Here is a 19,001-nt window from a genome sequence, read left to right as displayed (position 1 = left end):
CTCTCAAGCGTGGAAGAGCGTAGAGGGACACGGGGTGCTGCTCACCAAGCGAGTTCCGCAGCGAACGAAACAGCCCAGTGGGCTGTTTCGCCGAGCGAGGACTGTCTGAGCGACTGAGCAGTACCCCGTGGCCCGATCCCGGGAGAGCTGCTATTGCGCCCTTCCGTGGCGGTGCTTCTTTTTCTTGTTGTTCACCGGTTTGGGCTTGACGGCCGCCGCCACCGCCGCGGCGTCGGGCGCCTCACCGGTCGCCTCGGTCTGCTCGGCCACGTAGGCCTCGGCGCGGGCGTTGGCCTCAAGACGCGCCAGCGGCACCTGGGCGATGCCGGTGGAGGCAGAGTGGTCGAACTCGAACAGGCCTACTTCCGTGCCGTACTTCTTCTGCAGCTTCGCGAACTTCGGCTCGCGGGTCTTCCACATGCAGTAGAGCGGGCAGGCGATGGCGATGGACGAGTAGGAGCCGGCGATGAGGCCGATGGCCATGGCGAAGGCGAAGTCCTTCAGCGTCTCGCCGCCGAACAAGAGCATGGCGAACACCGGGATGAACGAGGTGAGCGTCGTGTTGATGGTGCGGATGAACACCTGGTTCATGGAGTGGTTGGCCATGGTCATGAAGGTGCAGCGGATGTCCTCGCCCTTCATGTTGTCGTTGATGCGGTGGAACACGACCACGGTGTCGTAAAGCGAGTAGCCGAGAATCGTGAGCAGGGCGGCGATGGTGTTCGGGTTCACTTCCCGACCCACCAGTGCGTAGATGCCCACCACCAAGATGAGATCGTGGAACAACGCGACGATGGCCATGACGCCCATCTTGTACTCGAAGCGGATGGCGATGTAGACGATGATGAGCAGGATGGACACGAGGAAGGCGATGAGCGAGCTTTGGATGACGCTCGCGCCCCAGTCGGGGCCGATGGTGGTCACTTCGAAGTCGCTCGAGGTCATGCCGAGGGCCTCGGCCACCTGGTTGGCATGGGCCGTGGCGTCCTCGGCCGAGGTGGTGGTGGTGCGCACGAGGAAGCCGGGCTCGCCGCCGGTCTCGGTGGTCTGGATGACGGCATCCGGCTCGCCGGCGTCGTTGAAGGCCTCGCGCATCTGCTCGGTGGTGATGTCGCCGGTGCCGTGGAAGGCCACCGACGTACCGCCGACGAACTCGATGCCGAAGTTCAGGCCGCGGAAGCCCACGATGGCAAGGCAGGCCACCATGGCCACGGCGGCCACGGTGAGGAACACCTTGCGGTAGCCGAGGAAGTTGATGTCGTGCTTGATGAAGCGGCCCTTGATCTTGCGCACGGCGGTGACGGCGACCGAGCCCGGCTCGCCCTCGCCCTCGGCGATGACGCGGGTCTCGGCGGCGTTCATCTGGGCGCCGGCCTCGGCCTCAGCCTCAGGCACGCCCTCGGCGGCGGCCAGCTCGGCATAGCCGCGCGATGCGTCGATGGAGTCCTTAATGCCCCAGAAGCCGGGGTGCTTCGCAATGACCTTCGGCGCGAGCAGGCGGATAAGCGGTGCCTTGAAGATGAGCATCATGGCGATGTCGCAGATGATGCCCAAGGCCAGCGTCATACCGAAGCCCTTGACGGAGGCGGCGGCGAGGAAGAACAGGCACAGCGCCGAGACCATGGTCACGAGGTCGGCGTCGATGGAGGTGAAGATGGCGTGCTTCACGCCGGTGATGGAGGCCGCCTTCACGGAGCGGCCCATGCGGATCTCCTCGCGGAAGCGCTCCACCGTGAGGATGGAGGAGTCGGCAGCCATACCGATGGTCAGCACGATGCCGGCGATGCCCGCCAGCGACAGACTGAACAGGTGGAAGGCGGAAAGGGCCGCCAGGATGCCGAGGTAGAGCACGGCGAACACGGCCATGGCCGCGGCGGTGATGATACCGAGGCCCTTGTAGAAGAACAGCAGGTACAGCATGACGACCGCAAGGCCGATCAGCGCCACCACGACGCCGGAGACGAGCGCGTCCTGGCCGAGGGTGGGGCCGACGACCTGGGACTGGGCGTACTCGAAGGACACCGGCAGCGAGCCGGACTCCAGGATGGTCTGCAGCGCCTTGGCGTCTTCCAAAGAGTACTGGCCGGTGATGGACACCTCGCCGTTGGGGATTTCGGACTGCACGGCCGGGGCGGACTGCACCTCGCCGTCCAAGATGATGACAATCTTGCCGTGGTCGGCCACCAAATCGCGCGAGGCGTCGGCGAAGGCTTTGGCGCCCTGGGAGTTCAACGTGATGTTCACGCTGTAGTAGGTGCTGCCCTCGCTCTCGCGGCCGATGGTGACGTTGGTGATGTCGGCGCCGGTGACGATGGGCGTGTAGGTGCCGGCCTCCACGGCCATGTGCTCAACCTGGCCCGAGGGGAAGGCGTTGCCGAACTCGTCGGTCACCGTGCCCTCGCCGGAGGTCTGGCCGGAGTCGATGGCGTTCTTCACGTCCTCATCGGTGAACGAATCCAGGCGGGCGAACTCCAGCGAGCCGGTGCGCCCGATGGTGGCGAGCGCCTCTTCCGTATCGGCCAAGCCGGGGATCTGCACGAGAATCTGGTCGCTTCCCTGCTCCTGCACGGTGGCCTCCGAGGCGCCCAGCGCGTTCACGCGGCTCTCGATGATGGCGCGGGACTTCTCCATGTCCTCGGGGGTGACCGACTGGCCATCCGTGGACTTCGCCGTGAGCACCACCGACAGACCGCCCTGGATGTCCAGGCCCTGGTTGATCTTCTCGTTGGGCGGGGTGAACAGCACCACCGACACAACGATGAGCAGAGTGGTGAGGATGAGCAGCCACACATTGCGGCGATCCGCCGTGCGGGCCGGCTTCTTCTTGACGTTGCGTTCCAATGCCATGGGATGCGACCTTCTTCTTTCGCGTTCCGTTCTCCTGCGCGCCCTGGTTCTCTTAGCGCGCTTCCGTTCTTTTCTCGCGCGGTGGTTCTTCTCGCGCGATAAGCGCCCCAGCCTCCCCCGAAGCGGCGCTTTCACAGTAACTTGCCTATTGTGCCACAAATGAACCGAAGGTCAACGCCTGATTCTGACATCACGACAACTAATGCGACATAATCGGGAGCGCCTCGGGAGCCTCAGGGGCGCGCCCCAACGTGACAACGCTCCTCCGCTCGGCGGCGAACCCGTGAAACGAGCGTGCTCCAACGCCAGAAGACCCCTCCACCCGGCGACGAGCGCGCCAAACGAATACACCCGCCTTCGCCTCAAGGCCGCAAGCTATCAATCTGGCTTGGAAATTGGCTTGGAAATCACGAAACATCGGAATACAGAGGGAAACGAACCCTACGATCGTCCAAAATGGCTTGGAAATCACGAAACATCGGCGATTGGCGCCTCTCGGCAGGCTATTTCCTTCATTTTTCTGAAGTTTCCCCAGGTGACGTATTACAACGAAACGCCTTTTTCGCTTTTAGCGCCGATGTTTCGTGATTTCCAAGCCATTTGAAGGCTGAGCACATGCGCTTTTGCCCCTAAACCCGATGTTTCGTGATTTCCAAGCCATCCGAGGGCCGGCAGGTTGCGGCGATGACGCCCTATCACGCACCCAACAGCGCCACGAGCTCGCGGCGGTTCGCGACGCCGCACTTCTCGTAGATGTGGCTCATGTGGGCCTTGAAGGTGCCCTCGGCGATGAACAGCTCCTGCATGATGGCCGGGCCGTTTTTGCCCTGGGCCACCAGGGACAGGATCTCAGTCTCCCGCGGGGTGAGGCGAGCATGCTCGGCCAGCTCGACCGCCCGCTCGTCGCGTCGCAGCTCTTCCGGGGTCTTCTCCACGAGACCCCCCGCGTCCAGAATGCGCACGCCCCAGCGGCTCGCCAGCTCCTTCTCGGACAGCAGGATGAGCGTAGCCGCCAGCATCATGGCCACCACCGCAACCGCGATGATCGCGTCCTGGGCGCCGGCGTTCATGCCGGCGGCGGCCATGGCCTCGGCGACTCCCTTGCCCCAGATGACGAACACCTGCTCGGCGCCTTTGATGGCGGCGAAGATGACGACCGTGACCCCGAGGCGCTTGGCGATGTCGTACAGAAGCAGCGCCACGATGATGCCCACGAGCGAGTAGCTCATGGAGATAAGGTAGCTGGACACCGCCGTGCCGAAGACGCCCTCGACGGGCACGAGCAGAAAGCCGCACACGATGAGCACGAGCGGCGAGCGGTACAGCGTCCCGATGTTGAAGCGGTTCGAGAAGAAGTAGGCGCTCGCGAACAGCACTGCCATGACGATGGCCGTCGAGACCGACGAGTGCATACCAGCGCCGGCGGCCAGCTGGTGCTGGCGCAGCCCGTAGGCGAAGGAGTACAGGGCCAGGAGCACGAAGATCTTCCACGGGTAGGTGAACTTCGGGATGACCGGCGAGGGGCGATCGGCAGCGGGCAGCGCCGAGAACGCCCGGCGCAGGCAAAGCAACGCCACCGGCGGCAGGATCACCAAAGCGCAGGCCACGCGCAGATCGTCCAGGCCGTCGCAGAAGAACACGCAGACAACGGCCACCAGCTGGGAGGCCGTCGTGTACAGGAAAATGCGGATGAGCGAAATGCAGCTTAAGACCTCGGCCCACAGAAGCAAAAAGAGGCCGAAGCCCGCGCCTCCCGCCGCCGCGCCCGCGGCCACCAGCGCAATGGCCGCCGGCTCTGCGACCAGGCCGGTGCCGGCCGCGATGAGGCAGAGCGACGCCGCGACCATCAGCGCCGCCGACGCTGCGCGCATGCGCCTCGTGGCGTTCAAGGGCAAAAGGCGGCGCGCGGCGAGCGCCACTGCAATGGAGATCAGGCAGAACGCGTAATCGAAGACGTCGTGCAGATCGAAGGCGGCCGGCAGCGCGAGGGCCGGCGCCGCCACGGCCAGCGTCACCCAGGCGCGGGCGCAGCCGAGCGCGAACAGATAGGGCAGGATGCCCCGCAGGTACAGGGAGCGGTCTTCCCTCCCCTTCCGTATGTCCTTCAACAGGTTCCCCATGGCGGCCATTATAGCAGGTGGCAGGACCGGCTGGCGGGGAGGTCGGTGCGTTCCGGGCCTTGCGACATCGAGGGCAAGGGGCCGCAAAGAAACTCGAGGACCGCAAGGGGACGCGAACGCACAAACAAAAGCCCGGCCGACGGGGAGGGAGCGTCGGCCGGGCACGGGAGGGTGAGACGGCGGGTGGCCTACAGGCTCGCCACCAAGCGACCGGTGTAGTAGCCCGAGGTGATGGCGCGGCCGATGGAGAGCCCCTCGATGTCCATGGGGTAATCCACGCCGCCGAAGAACTGGCCCGAGGCGTTGCCCACGGCGTACAGACCACTGATGGGCTCGAACTCCCCGTTCAGGCACTGGTGGTTGCTATCGACCACAAGGCCTCCCAGAATGGCCGGCAGCTTGTTGGAGCCGCGGGGGATGGCGTAGTAGGGGCCGCCCTCGATGGGCACGAGATACTTGGCGGCCTTGCCGAAGTCCTCGTCGCGGCCGGCGGCGCACAGCTCGTTGTAGCGGGCCACGGTGTCGGCCAGCGCGGCGGCGTCGATGTTCGTGAGCTTCCAATCGTTCTCGGCGGCGTAGGCGTTCATGGCCTCGGCCAGGCCCTCGATGGTGTCTGCGGTGATCCACTTCTCGGGGTTCACCTTGTTGTCGCCGTTGTACTGGGAGATGTCGTAGGGGCTGGCGGCCTTCCACTCCTCGTAGAAACTCTCCCAGTTCGCGGGCACCAGGCTGAAGAACTTCGCTGCCGTGGAGTCGGTGAAGCCAGCCTTCGCCAAGTACGGGCGGGCGAAGTTATTCATGTAGCCCATGCGGCAGCAGGTCTCGTCCATGAAGCGGTTGCCCTCCTGGTCGACGAAGAGGAAGGGCATCTCCAGGCGCACAGCCGCCGGCTCGCCGTGGATCATCTTGGTGTGGGTGTGCGGCGTCATGATGGCCCCGGCGTTCATGCCGGCCACAAGCGCGCTGCCGTCGCGGAAGTCGGTGAACAGCGAGAAGCCCTTGGTGTCCGGCGCGTAGTAATCGAGCATCTCCTGGTTGGAGGAGTAGTCGCCGCAGGCCAGAATGACGCCCTTGGTCGCCGTGAACAGGTGGTGCGCCCCGTCGGCATCCTCGCAGATGGCGCCCGTGACCGCGCCGGACTCGTCAGTGGCCAGCTGCTTGCAGGGCATGTTGTAGAAGAACTCGGCGCCGGCAGCGGCCAGATTCTCGGCGATCACCGTGGCGGCGGCGTTGTGGTTGCCCTCCACGTGGAAGTAGGTGTTGGCGTGCAGGTGGATGTCGTAGCCGTTGTAGGAGAGCACCGCGTCGTGGGGCTTGCTTTCCACGCCGCCCTTCGCCGCCTCCTCGGCCCACCAGGCCAGCGCCTCCTGGGAATTGTGGGCCCAGATGTTCACGAGGTCGCGGTTGGAGCGGTAGTCGCTCTTCCAGTTGATGAAGCTCACGCAGGCCTGGACGGCGGCCTCGTCGGTCTGGGTGAGGTCGATGGAGGCGGCCATGTTGCCGGTGGTCTGGGCGGCGTTGATGTTCTGCACGCAGGCCACGCGCGCCCCGGCCTCGAGCGCGGTGTGCACGGCGGACAGGCCCGACTCGCCGGCGCCGACCACGACGATGTCGTACTCGTGGGTCTCGGCGAAGTCGGTGATGGGCTCCTGGGGCGCGAGGAACGCGGGGCCGGCAGCGGCGCCCGTGTCGGCCAGGCCCTTCTCGGCGGCGGCCTCGGCGACGGTCTTGGGCTGGCCGCAGCCGGCGAGCGTGCTGGCGCCGGCCACGCCGAGCGCGGCCAGGCCGCCGAACTTGAACAGATCGCGACGAGTAACGGTGGTGGTCATGGTGAACTCCCTCTCTTTCCGTTGCGCGGGACGCCTCTCATGCGCCCTCGTGCCTCTCCTTGCGCCGGGCGCTCCTTCGCGCCCTGCGCTTTGTCGGGCGCCGCGCGCCCTCCTTGACAGATGCCGTCCGGGGAACCACGACCGCGGCCTTCACCGCCGCTCTCGCACTCGGGCAGCCTTCCAGCTGCCGCCCGAGTACGGCACCCCGCGACAACCTTCAACTGGTGTGCGGGCTCGGCGCCCCGTGACGATCCTCACTATGGACGCCGCCGCGCCATCGCGCATCGGAAAGCGAGCGAGAAAAAGATTATTCTCGTAATCTTTTCCCTAATCCTTTACTCTGAACTGGGAAAACTATTTTCTTGAAAAGCACCTAGCGAGGCTGCTCTTTGAGACAGTAATCCTCCAACGACCAGCCCATGCGGAACAGGATAGCTTGCTGATTCGCGAATTCCTTGCTTTGGGGGCGAAATCTTTTGCCCCGCCGGCGATAGCACTGCTCGGCAATGCGCCGCATTTCGCCCGAGCTGCCAATCTGCCCCGCCGTCACGGTGACGACCTTGTAGCCGTCCGTCTCCAGCGCCAGGCGCTTCTGGGCGTCCCTCGTCAGCTGCGAAGAGCTGGTGTGCTCGGCCGTCGAGTCGTACTCGATCGCAAGGCGAGCATCAGCAAAGAGGATATCAGGGACGAGCGTGGTGCGCCGCGCTATCTGCTGAGCCTTGTGGCTCGGCCGCAACCGCCGGTTTACCGCAAGGTCTGAGAGCTGAAAGCCGCCATAGCGGTAAGGCAGCCCAAACACCATGGCGAGAAACGCCTCTGGAGGAGAGGCCGCACCTTCCGTAACCCACGGGAGCGCCCGGCGAGCCTCCTTCACACCTTTAATTCCAGGGTTGGCGCGGATGAAGGCCTCGATGCGCCGCTTCGAGGTAAGAGGCTCACGTTGCCCAAGCTCACCACTCTTCCCTGCGTCGAGGTAGAAGCGGCCGCAAAGCACATTGCCCGCGCGAACGAGCTCGTGAAAAGGAAGCGACTGCGCAAGCTGCACGAAACAGAGCTCGGGACAGGAGACGAACACGCCGCTTTCCACGCGGCAGAAATCCTTTCCCTTCGGCATGCGAACCACAAGATGGCAGATCGCTTCCGACAACGGCCTTTTGGTATGAGACGTCGTAGAGACATGATGCGGCCGGGGCAGGAACGGGAAGATTCCTTCCAAATGGCGCAGTGCTTCAAGGACGGGCTCGCAATTCTTCAGAATTTTCGCCGACACCTTGCACGAGGCATCGGGCGCCGACGGCGCGCAAAGCCAGTAGGAGAAAGCCGATATGCCAAAGAGGATCAACCGCATTCGCGGCATTCTAAAGCTAATACTCGCCACTCGTTCTCAGAATAGCGCAGTACATGAAATATCCTCTGCTGAAAGCAAATGTATCATCTTTTGCCGAGCGGGTGCCCTGCTGCCGACACAGAGCCCCCGCGTCGCCCATACGCCACCTTCTCCGCGCGAAGCTGGCATGATGGCTTGAAAATGACGAAAGATCGGAATGCAGAAGAAAATCGGCGCTTCAATCGCTTGAAATGGCTTGAAAAACACGAAAGATCGGCAGTTGGCGTCCCAAAAAGAACGGTGATGTCTCGATTCGCAGAGTTTTCCCAGGTGGCGTATTACAACGAAACGCGTTTTTCGCCTCCGACGCCGATGTTTCGTGATTTTCAAGCCATTTCAGCAAGCAGCGCCCGCAGTTTTGCGCGCCAACGCAAGCAAGAGGTCGAGATGCCCCGCGTGGTGGGGGAAGGGACCCGCGGATTTGCACACAACGCGACATCGCCGAAGGAGGGCGGTCGCCTCGCCGAAGGACGGCCGTCCCTAAAATCGCATTTTGCAAGCCAGACAAAGGGAAACAGGGAACCGCTCGACATGAACAGGCGAGCTGCAAACGCGTTTAATGCAAGAACATGGCGTCGCCGAAGGAGAGGAGGCGGTAGCGCTCGTCGATGGCGTGCTGGTAGGCGGCTAGGATGTTCTCGCGGGTGCTGAAGGCGGAGACGAGCATCATGAGCGTGGAACGCGGCACGTGGAAGTTGGTGATGAGGGCATCGACCACGTGGAACTCATAGCCCGGCAAGATATAGAGGCTCGTGGCCTCGCGATCGCGGGCGACAAGAGCGCCCCGGCCGTCGTCGGCCTCGGGATCCCAGGCGCTTTCCAAGCTGCGGACGCTCGTGGTGCCCACGGCGATAACGCGGCCGCCTGCGGCATGGGTCGCGTTCACGGCGTCCACGGTGGCCTGGGTCACCGTGTAGAACTCGGTGTGGATGTGGTGCTTCTCCGGGTCGTCCTCGTCCACCACGCGGAAGGTGTCCAGACCCACTTCCAGCTCCACTGTGGCCCAACCGATGCCGCGCGCGCGCAAACGCTCGATGAGCTCGGGCGTGAAGTGCAGCCCGGCTGTGGGAGCGGCCGCCGAGCTTTCCCGGCGCGAGTACACCGTCTGGTACAGCTCCTCGTCGCCGGCGTAGTCGCGTATGTAGGGAGGCAGCGGCGTGTGCCCCACGGCATGCAGGGCCTCGTCAAGCGACGGCAGCGTCGTGGAAAGCCGCGCGACGCGTTCGCCGCGCTGGCCGTCCCGGGCCCAATCGATGATCTCGGCGGAGAGCGCCACCTCACCTGCAGCATCGGTGAAATCCACCACGGCCCCGGCGCCCGGCTTCAGGCGCTTGCCCGGCCGCACGAGCACCTCCCAGAAGGCCACGCGGTTCGTCCGCGGCTCGGGGCCTCCGCACTCGCGCAGCAGAAACACCTCGGCCGCCCCGCCCGTGCCCCGCTTGGCGCCGAGCAGGCGCGCCGGCATGACCCGCGTCTCGTTGGCCACGAGCAGGTCGCCCGGCCGCAGGTACTCGATGATGTCCTTGAAGATGCGATCTTCCACTTCCCCGCTTTTGCGGTCCATCACGAGCAGCCGGCACTCGTCGCGCACGGCCGCCGGCTCCTGAGCGATAAGCTCTTCGGGCAAGTTGTAGTCGAAATCATCGGTTCTCATGAAAAGCGCTCCTTTGAATGCATGCAGGCGCTATACTACCATGACCTACCTCAACTCGCGGGGGCCGGAGGCCGAGGGGGTGCTCGCAGCCCGCTGATCGCTTTATCCCCCTCCGAACGCGATAAAAGAATCAGCGAAGATGACGCACATAGGCGGGTACCATCCCGGCATCGCTGCTGCTGAAGTGGAAGCTGATTCTTAACGATCGCGTTCTCCGGGGGGCGATCAGAGGTCTGCGAGCACCCCCTCGGCCTCCGGCTCTACCGGTATTTCACGGATAGAAGGAACGATTTTGGCACTGTTCGATTGCACATGCGATGCCGTAAGCGGGCACGCCCGCGCGCTCACCTACACCACCGCCCACGGCGATTTCCGCACCCCCATGTTCATGCCCGTGGGCACCTCCGCCACGGTGAAGGGCATCACGACGACCCAGCTGGCCGAGCTGGGCAGCCAGGTGGTGCTCGCGAACACGTACCACTTGGCCATGCGCCCCGGGGCCGACCTGGTGGCCGAGGCCGGCGGCATCCACCGCTTCATGAACTACGACGGCCCCATGCTCACCGATTCCGGCGGCTTCCAGGTGTTCTCGCTGGCCGATACCGTGAAGCTCTCCGACGACGGGGTCACCTTCCAATCTATCTACGACGGCAGCAAGATCCACTGGACGCCCGAGGAGAACATGCGCATCCAGGAGCTCATCGGCGCCGACATCGCCATGCAGCTGGATCAGTGCGCGCCGTATCCCGCCACCCGCGAGTTCGTGGCGCGCGCCGTGGACTACTCCAGCGCCTGGGCGCGCCGCTGCCTGGCCGCCCACAAACGGCCCGACCAGACGCTCTTCGGTATCGTGCAGGGCGGCATGCACCTGGATTTGCGCTTGGAAAGCGTGCGGCGGCTGCGCGAGATCGAGGACGAGTCGCTGGCCACGGGCGGTCGGCGCTTCGGCGGCTACGGCATCGGCGGCTATTCCGTGGGCGAGGATCACGAGGTCATGTTCGAGACGCTCGGCGAGGTGGCCCGGGCCTGTCCGGACGATCGGCCGCGCTACCTTATGGGCGTCGGCAACCCCACCACACTCGTGCGCGCGGTGCGCGAGGGCGTCGACATGTTCGACTGCGTGCTGCCCACCCGCACGGCCCGCATGGGCACCGCGTTTTCCAGCGCCGGCCGCATGAACATGCGCAACGCCAAGTACGCCCGCGACTTCACGCCGCTCGACCCCACCTGCGACTGCCCCACCTGCAAAAACCACACGCGCGCCTACATCCGCCACCTCGTGAAGCAGAACGAGATGCTCGGCGCCATCTTGCTGTCGGTGCACAACCTGCATTTCCTGCTGGACCTCATGCGCCGCGCCCGGGAGGCCGTGCTTGCCGACGCCTACGAGGAGTTCTACGAGCAGTGGATGGAAAGCGACGCAGCGGCGGACTACTAGGGTATCACGTACCTGACGTCGGGAATCGCTATTGACAGGCGCCAACATCGCGCCTCATTCACGCTTTGGCGATAATCCATCGAAGCCAAGATTACAGTTTGCTGACAGCTGGCTACGAAACGTAAACGAGTAGCCTGGTACGCTGACAGCTTCGTGGCGCGGGGCTACACTGAGCAGCAGTTTTACTTAACGCGACTGCCGTCCAAAGAAGAGGAAAGAGGGCCGCGGGCGCCGGAATAGCACGGGAAAGGATCGATCATGACCGCTCAGCTCGCAGACAAGCTTCGCCCCTTCGGCATCGATTACGTGGATGCCATGGATCGCTTCGGCGACAACGCCGAGTTGTACGAGCGCTTGGCGTTGAAGTATCTGGACGACGGGCACCTCGTAGCGCTTCAGGCCGCTATGGAGGCCAAGGACTACTCCGAGGGCTACAGCCAGGCCCATGCGCTGAAGGGCGTGGCGGGCAACCTGTCGTTCAAGGATCTTTACGACTGCGCGACGCTCGTCTCCGACGCGCTGTACGCCGGCGAGTACGACGCCGCCGAGAAGCACCTCCCGGAAGTGGAGCGCACCCATGCGCTCGTTATCGAAGGTTTGGAAGACTGGCGCAGCGGCACGCTGTAGGCGCGGCGCAATCCCCGACAAACGAAAGCCCCCCGGCGCAAATCGTCGGGGGGCTTTTTCGGTTCGAGACCCGGAACTACAGCTCCACGCGCTCGAACATCTCGCGGGGAGCGCCGCAGATGGGGCACATGTAGCCCTCGGGCAGGCCGTCGGGATAGCCTTCCTCGATGTGGCCGCAGATGGTGCAGCGCCAGGCGATCCTCTTGCCGGCATCGGGCGCGCCGGCGGCCGTCTCGGTAACCCCGGGAACCGCCGCTTCGTCGCCCCCGTTGTAGGTGGCGGCCTTCGGCGGGGTCTTGCCGCCCTTCACGGCGTGGTAGTAGGCATAGGTGAGCGGGTCGCCGGAGGCAAGCACCTCGGCCTCTTCCACAACGCCCACGAACAGGTAGTGGCTGCCCACATCGATGGTCTCGGTGACGGAGACGGAGAAGCGCGCCAGGCCGTGCTCGGTCACGTAGGGCACCTCCGCGCCGTCGACCGCACTCGTGCACGCGGCGAACTTATCGGTGTCGGCGGAGGTATGGAAGCCGAAGGTGCCGATGAGCTCCATGGGCGCGTCCTCGGCGAGCACCGTGGCGGCGAAACGGCCCGTCTCCAGGATGGCGGCGGTGGTGGCGTTCTCCTTGTTGAGCGACACCGACAACGTGGCCGGCTCGCTCGCCACCTGGACAAGCGTGTTCACCACACAGCCGCAGCGGCGCTCGCCCGCCTTGGCCGTGATGAGATAGAGCCCCGAAGACAGAGAGCGAAATGCCTTGCGGTCAATCATAAAAGGTCCTTTCTGCAGGCCCGAGGACTGGATTCCGTGAGACCAGACCCCAAGAGCGTTGGATGCAATGACTCGCTCGATTATACTTCGTCTCGCCGACAAACCGCCCAAGGAGACCTATGCGTAACTCAAACATCGAACTTCTGCGCATCGTGAGCATGGTGCTTATCGTCATGTTCCATTTCAGCGTGCACGGTGCATGGCCGGAAGACGGCCCGCTCTCCTCCGATACGGCCGTGGAAATGCTGAGCTTCGGGGGCAAGCTCGGCGTGAACTGCTTCATGCTCATCACGGGGTATTTCATGGTGCACGGGCGTCTGAAGGTGCAATCGCCGCTGCGCGTGGTGCTGCAGACGTGGTTCTACTCGTTCGCGATTCTCGCGATATTCGCTATTGCCCAACCCGACCTCGTCACATCCGATCGCCTGCGCAAGGCCGTGACGCCCATCACCTCGGGAGAATACTGGTTCATCACGTGCTATTTGGCGCTTATAGTGACGAGCCCGTTTCTGAACGTGCTGTACCGGCATCTCACCGACGACGGGCGCAGACGCCTTGCGATCATCGGCTTCGTAGTGCTATCCGCCATCCCGACGATCACCACCTACAACCCCATCGGCAGCGATCTCGTGTGGTTCTTCTACCTGTACCTCGTGGGCGGCTGGCTGCGCGACCGCCCGCTATGGACGCGTCGCGGCAATGCCTGCGCCCTCGCGGCCGGCGTGCTGTTCGTATGGGCTTCGATGGCCGCGATCGGCTGGGCGCAGCGCGCCTTCGGGTTCGACTACGTGCTGCCCGACTATTTCATCTGGCAGTACATGGTGCCGACCTTCGCCGCGTCGCTGGGCCTGTTCGGCCTGTTCGCCTCCTGGGAGCTGCCGCCCATCCGCTGGATCAACACCGCCGCGAAGGGCGCGCTCGGCGTCTATCTCATCCACGACAACCCCATCACCCGCGCCTGGCTCTGGCCCCATCTGGCGCGGACGTACGCACTGGGCCCTGCAGCGATCCTCGCCGTGGGCGTGCTGTCAGGTGTGGCGGTGTACGCCGTCGGCGCCGCCATCGATCTCGCGAGGATAAGGCTTTTGGAACAGCCCATAATGGGGTGGCTGGAGCGGCGCTTCGCAGGGCCCCTACAGAAAGCGAACCAGTGGTTAGCGGAGACGGAAAGCCCCAGAGAGAATTGATTCTCCGATCACCTCTATGTTTCCCTTAGCTGGCGGCCCGCAATCGCTGATGCTTTGAACCAACGCCTGCCCGCCATCGAACTACCTGCCAAAGTACGCCCGCACCACCTCGATAACCCGGGCACGGTCTGCGACGCTCATTCCGTAGTAGAGTGGAAGACGGACCAGACGCTCGCTCACTTCCGTCGTATACACGTCTTTACCGTGGAACGACCCGAACCGCTCCCCTGCTGGCGCGCTGTGCAGAGGGACATAATGAAAGCAGGCCTGCACGCCGCCCTCTTTGAGAAAGCTGATGAAACTCGTTCGATCCTCAAGCGTCGGAAGCAGAAGATAGTACATGTGGGCATTCTGAACGCGATCGTCCGGAACGACCGGCGGTTCAACGAGACCTTCTTCTGCCAAATCGGCAAAAGCATTGTTATAGGCATCCCAAGTAGCCATACGGTCATCGTATATGGTCTGAGCCGCCTCAAGCTGACCCCAGAGATAAGCAGCATTCATGTCACTGGGCAGATAGCTCGACCCCTTATCGACCCACGTATACTTATCTACCTGGCCGCGCAGGAAGTTCGAACGGTTCGTTCCTTTCTCGCGAATAATCTCGGCCCTCTCGCAATATGCCGGATTATTGATGAGCACAGCACCGCCCTCCCCCATAGAATAGTTTTTCGTCTCGTGGAACGAATAGCACCCGAAGTCGCCGATGGTGCCGAGCGCTTTACCCTTGTAGGCACTCATAGCGCCTTGGGCGGCATCTTCCACTACCAACAAATCATGGGCCTTGGCAATGGCCATGATTTCGTCCATGTCGCAGGCCACTCCCGCATAATGGACGGGCACGATCACTCGAGTCCTTTCGGTAATAGCAGCCTCAATGGCAGCAGGATCGATGTTCTTCGTATCGGGCAGAATATCGACGAACACGAGCTTCGCCCCCATGAGAACAAAAGCCGTCGCCGTACTCGAAAAGGTAAAGCTCGGCAAGATCACTTCGTCTCCCGGCTCAAGATCGCAAAGCATGGCAGCCATCTCAAGCGCCGTCGTTCCGCTAGTGGTCAGCAAAACCTTATCGGCACGAAAACGTTCCTCAAGCCACGATTGGCAGCGTTTTGTGAAAGGGCCGTCGCCGCATATCTTATGGTTGTCTTCGGCCGACTGCCGCACATACTCCATTTCCGTACCGATATAGGGCGGAACATTGAAGTCAATCATCGGATAGGCTCCTTTTCAGATATCCCTCTTCGGTCCGCCATCGTCCGCCGATGACGAACCCATCTCAACTCGAAGACGCTCAGCAACACGACAGCAATTCCCGTACACGCCAATCCCAAATCGAGTCCTGGTGTTACATAAGAGAACCGAAGCTTGTGGCTTTCGCCATCTACCTCGACAGCCATGAAGCCGACGTTCGCTTTCAGTATCTCAACCGATTCCCCATCCATCGTAGCACTCCACCCCTCTGAGTACGGGACAGACACGAATACGTAGCGGGATTTCTCCCGATTCTCCCCAGCAGCGGTCGAATCGACGGCTTCCACGGAAACCGTCATAGCATTGTTTCCGAACGCCACTGATGCGGCATTTCCTTCTTGCAGACGCTCCGCATTCTCGCGAATAACTTCGACGGATTGAGTCGCGCCATAGAGTTCAGCAAACTCATAGATACCTACGCCGCCAAACGTCACCGTAATCGACGTGACAGGATCCTCGCTAACGCCAAGGTTCACGGCCCAATCTTCCTTTCCCGCATATTTGGGACTGGCGCTTGTGGATATTTCGAAAGAGCTTTCCCGAGCTCCATCTGAAACCGTGACCCAACACGTCTTCGCCGGAGTGAAGGAGGGATTCACGGCAAGGTCATCGGAAGCAAGCTGCGGCTCATCGGCAAGACGCTCCGCATCCGAAACGGGCAACGAGCGGAAACGCAGCCCTTCGAAGCATAGGTAGGTCTCGCAACCAGCACGTCCGCTGAGAGAAAACGTCACCGAGGCGTTCTTCTTCGTGACTAGAATGCGACCCCCCTGAACCGTGGCCCCATCGACTTCCACGACACCAAGTTGTTCCCGCTGCGTATCGAACCGCGGAACCGTACCTTCGGCCTTGTCCACTGCCAGGACAAGCGCTCGAGTAAGGAGTTCCTGGCGTTGAACCAAATCGAGCTCCTCATAGGCTTGCTGGGTAACAGCCGAACCGTACGTAAAAACAAGAGGAAGAGCCCTATCAGTCTCGTATAGCTCGTAAGACAATCCGTTATGGGCCTCCCCTAGCTCGGCTATCTTCACATAGCCGCCCGGGATCAAATTGGCGGCTTCGGTAGACGAGATATAGTATTTGGCCCCGAGCACATAATCGAGGGCAGCTCGCTGGCGCGTTCCGTCGAACATCGTGCTTTTCACATCGTCTGACAGTCCCATAGACTGGCGAAAATCATCGACGGCCTGATTGTAAAAACTCGAATAAAAGTCAAAACCTTTATAACCATGCACAAAGCTGCCGTTGCGTCCGTAAGTAGTGTCCGTTCGATTTATGCGATAGGTATCGTCAAGTTGCTCAAGGACAGAAGAGAGATCCAGCTGCTCTCGCGTGCCCCACACATGTCCGGCACGAATGAATTCCTTGCAATAGGAGCTACCAAGTGGACTCATGAAAAGACCGACGTGAACCGTAGCATTGGCAACGACGGCAAGAATAAGCAGAGCACACAAGCAGCGTTCAGTCAAAACCCGAGGCAAGGACGACGAGGGGGAACCCGCAGCACGTCGACGGAAAAAGGCCCACAGGGCCAATGCTCCGTAAATGCCAGCAAACATGACCACCGTAGCAAACCCCAGCAGTGTCCCCTCTTTGAACGCATAAACCAAGGCCCAAACAGCCACTACGGCAACAAGCGCGGTAAGTCGCCTCCATTGAAGCGCCGAAAAGCGAGGGATTGCGGGCACCAAGAGCACCGCCGCGTACGCTGCGCAAAAGCCGAGAATAACTTCCCATCGATCCGTGGGGTAGCCAAAGCCGTTGAAAACCGAGCCAACCTTCGCGATAAGAGCACCGATGAGGCACAGGGCGATCCCGCACCCCCATGCCCGTCGCTCGCGTTCATCCATCGAGTCCCGCGCGACAAAAAGAGCCAAAATCGCGATAACCGGAATCGCCCCCAACACCGAAGCGCTTTGGGCCTCGTGGTTGCCCAAAAGCACACTGGCAAAGCTCTCATAAAAATCCGCCGTCTGGAAGAAGGCGATATCCCGTACGATGCCAACGCGACCCATGGAGGTAAGAGTGATGAACATCGGTATCGTTGAAAATCCGACCAATGCAAATGCGGCGAGGAGGCAGAGGGCAAACTTGCCCGCCAGTAAAGCGAAATCTCCCATGGAACGCTCGCGAGGGTAAGCAAAATAAGTTATAAGGCAGTACATGAGCAAGAAAAGGCACGTCATGTAAGCAAAATAAATGGAGTACACGAAAATACCCGCCATGGAAACAATAAGCAAAAGCGGATTCTTGCCCACGAACAGCTTGTCGGCACCCATGAACACAAACGGAAGAAACACAGCGAAATCAATGAAGTTCGGATGGCGCAAAACACCCCAGAACAATATATACCCACACAGCACGTAGCAAAGCGCGCCCACGAGCGTTGCCCCTTTGCCCTTGCCGCGACTAAAACAATAGAAAGAGAAAGCGAGAGCCGCCAGATAGAATCTTAAGAACACGAGGGCATCGTAGAGCCACTCAGACGCCTCCGGCGGGCACAAAGCCGCCAGGAGGTTAATCGGCTCGTTGGAATTTCCCGATGCGGCAATAAGCCAGTCTGCCCCAAAGCCGATATCGAACGAGTACAGCGGAATCGCCAGATCGCCCGCTAAAAGCGAAACGGCAATATCTCGCAGCCACTCTCCTTCCGCAACCATGAAGGGGAAATACAGCAGACGTCCGTCAGTATCCCAGACAAGCGAACGACCTGACACGATAAGCGTTAGCGTCACGCCTGCAAAGGCGACCGCGCATACACCCAAAAGGACGAGAGCATAACGTCCCTTGCGAGTCGTCTCAGCAAGGGAGTAGCCGAAATAGTTTTTTTTGCCATAGCGATCGTCGGTCGTTCGCTCGATCATGAAACCAACCGTCCTTCATTATCTTAGAAGCACCAGAAAAAAGTCCGGGAGATCGACGTCGACCTCCCGGGCTTTATCGATGCCTTCACCTTTCTGGAAGAATGTTAATAGGATACCACTCGTGTACCGCGAGGGATGTTGTTGTATATCCATCGCGCGCATTCGATGTCAAGACGCACACACCCATGAGAGGCAGAGATGCCCAGACGACCATCCTGAATGCGCGACATGCTCCCCGGTTGGTACAGCACTGAATGGAACAGGTAGTTGCCATAGAACTGTGTCCAGTACCAGCAGGTATAGCCAGAACCGAAAGACTTACCGCGCGACCCTACGGTAAAGGTTCCCTTAACAGTCGGGGAACCAGGGGCGCCCGTTGTGCAATCCCAATACCATATCGGCTCCCAGTTATAGCTACTCCCACGGAAGACACCAACCTTGTGCGTGCGGCTATTAACCAAGATGATGTAATTGGTGTTGCTGTAATAGTTCTGAGCCTTGTTCCACATAGCCAGCTGACCGGCGGGCAGAGTGACGGGCTTCGTGCTCGTCTCCCCATTGCTATCAAATACATAGCGGCAACCGCCGATGATCTGGGTTCCAAAAGCTTGCTGGCCATTGCTGTAAAAGTACGACCACTTCTGTACGCCGCTCCACTTTAGCCAGCCTGTATGCATCCGACAGTCCGAGTCAAAATAATACCAGTGGCCATCGATCTTTTGATGCCAGCGAACCGCCTTACCATCAGACCAAGCGAAGTAATACCAAGCACCGTCGGACTGAATCCAGCCCCCTGTCTCCCGACCCTGGGAATCGTAGTAGCTTTTCGTGCCATCTTTCCAGGTGACGATGCCCTTCGTCATTCGAGAAGCAGAGTCGAAGTAGTACCAGCGACCATCCAGCTTCTGGCTCCAGCGCAGGCTCATGGCCGTGGAAGGGTCGAAGTAGTACTTGACGCCGTTGAAGCTGCGCCAGCCGGTGAGGGCGCGCCCGTCCCAGTCGAAGAAGCTCTTGGTGCCGTTCTT

Annotated in this window: 13 protein-coding genes; 4 read left to right on the top strand and 9 right to left on the bottom strand. The window is 61.6% G+C overall.

The features are described 5' to 3' along the window. Window positions 1-150: 150 nt before the first annotated feature. Window positions 151-2,847, bottom strand: coding sequence for a protein translocase subunit SecD (secD, locus tag NE591_RS10725; RefSeq protein WP_227070623.1), 2,697 nt, complete (start codon window positions 2,845-2,847; stop codon window positions 151-153). A gap of 283 nt (window positions 2,848-3,130) precedes the next feature. On the opposite strand from secD, the gene NE591_RS10720 reads away from it, so the two are divergent. Beyond that, window positions 3,131-3,451, top strand: a complete 321-nt coding sequence (locus NE591_RS10720; RefSeq protein WP_173113575.1) for a hypothetical protein — start codon at window positions 3,131-3,133, stop codon at window positions 3,449-3,451. Window positions 3,452-3,542: 91 nt separating this feature from the next. Here NE591_RS10720 and NE591_RS10715 read toward each other — a convergent pair whose 3' ends face one another. From NE591_RS10715 to queA, 4 genes are all read right to left on the bottom strand, one after another. Continuing rightward, window positions 3,543-4,967 carry a helix-turn-helix transcriptional regulator gene (locus NE591_RS10715; RefSeq protein WP_227070624.1) on the bottom strand — a complete coding sequence of 475 codons (1,425 nt, stop codon included), beginning with the start codon at window positions 4,965-4,967 and terminating at the stop codon, window positions 3,543-3,545. 188 nt (window positions 4,968-5,155) lie between these two features. After that, complete coding sequence (locus NE591_RS10710; protein ID WP_114539803.1) at window positions 5,156-6,796, bottom strand: FAD-binding protein; 1,641 nt, start codon at window positions 6,794-6,796, stop codon at window positions 5,156-5,158. A gap of 373 nt (window positions 6,797-7,169) precedes the next feature. Then, a complete protein-coding gene (locus tag NE591_RS10705) occupies window positions 7,170-8,144 on the bottom strand; it encodes a hypothetical protein (RefSeq protein ID WP_227070625.1) in 975 nt (324 codons plus the stop codon). 595 nt (window positions 8,145-8,739) lie between these two features. Then, complete coding sequence (queA, locus tag NE591_RS10700) at window positions 8,740-9,837, bottom strand: tRNA preQ1(34) S-adenosylmethionine ribosyltransferase-isomerase QueA (RefSeq protein ID WP_227070626.1); 1,098 nt, start codon at window positions 9,835-9,837, stop codon at window positions 8,740-8,742. A 292-nt stretch (window positions 9,838-10,129) separates the two neighbouring features. Between queA and tgt the strand changes: the two genes are divergently transcribed. Together tgt and NE591_RS10690 are read left to right on the top strand one after the other, a co-directional pair. Further along, window positions 10,130-11,275, top strand: a complete 1,146-nt coding sequence (tgt, locus tag NE591_RS10695) for a tRNA guanosine(34) transglycosylase Tgt (protein WP_227070627.1) — start codon at window positions 10,130-10,132, stop codon at window positions 11,273-11,275. A gap of 258 nt (window positions 11,276-11,533) precedes the next feature. Further along, on the top strand, window positions 11,534-11,902 hold the full coding sequence (locus NE591_RS10690) for an Hpt domain-containing protein (RefSeq protein WP_227070628.1): 369 nt from the start codon (window positions 11,534-11,536) through the stop codon (window positions 11,900-11,902). Window positions 11,903-11,978: 76 nt separating this feature from the next. On the opposite strand, the gene NE591_RS10685 is transcribed toward NE591_RS10690, so the two are convergent. Further along, the gene (locus NE591_RS10685) at window positions 11,979-12,671 is read right to left on the bottom strand and encodes a flavin reductase (protein ID WP_227070629.1); all 693 of its coding nucleotides are present in this window, start codon (window positions 12,669-12,671) and stop codon (window positions 11,979-11,981) included. Window positions 12,672-12,790: 119 nt separating this feature from the next. Between NE591_RS10685 and NE591_RS10680 the strand changes: the two genes are divergently transcribed. Then, window positions 12,791-13,858, top strand: a complete 1,068-nt coding sequence (locus NE591_RS10680) for an acyltransferase (protein ID WP_227070630.1) — start codon at window positions 12,791-12,793, stop codon at window positions 13,856-13,858. A gap of 81 nt (window positions 13,859-13,939) precedes the next feature. Here the strand turns inward: NE591_RS10680 and rffA are convergent, their stop codons facing one another. The 3 genes from rffA to NE591_RS10665 all read right to left on the bottom strand — a co-directional run. Next, window positions 13,940-15,073, bottom strand: coding sequence for a dTDP-4-amino-4,6-dideoxygalactose transaminase (gene rffA, locus NE591_RS10675; protein ID WP_227070631.1), 1,134 nt, complete (start codon window positions 15,071-15,073; stop codon window positions 13,940-13,942). After that, window positions 15,070-17,976, bottom strand: a complete 2,907-nt coding sequence (locus tag NE591_RS10670) for a YfhO family protein (RefSeq protein WP_227070632.1) — start codon at window positions 17,974-17,976, stop codon at window positions 15,070-15,072. The genes rffA and NE591_RS10670 overlap by 4 nt, the downstream gene beginning before the upstream one ends. 104 nt (window positions 17,977-18,080) lie before the next feature. After that, window positions 18,081-19,001, bottom strand: a 921-nt coding sequence (locus tag NE591_RS10665) for a L,D-transpeptidase family protein (RefSeq protein ID WP_256156689.1), incomplete at its 5' end; no start/stop codon positions are given.

This window comes from Adlercreutzia sp. DFI.6.23 (genome assembly GCF_024462535.1).
GTDB classification, from domain to species: Bacteria; Actinomycetota; Coriobacteriia; order Coriobacteriales; family Eggerthellaceae; genus Adlercreutzia; species Adlercreutzia rubneri.
Note: the sequence above shows the minus strand (reverse complement) of the source record. Positions and strands in the feature narration are given on the sequence as shown.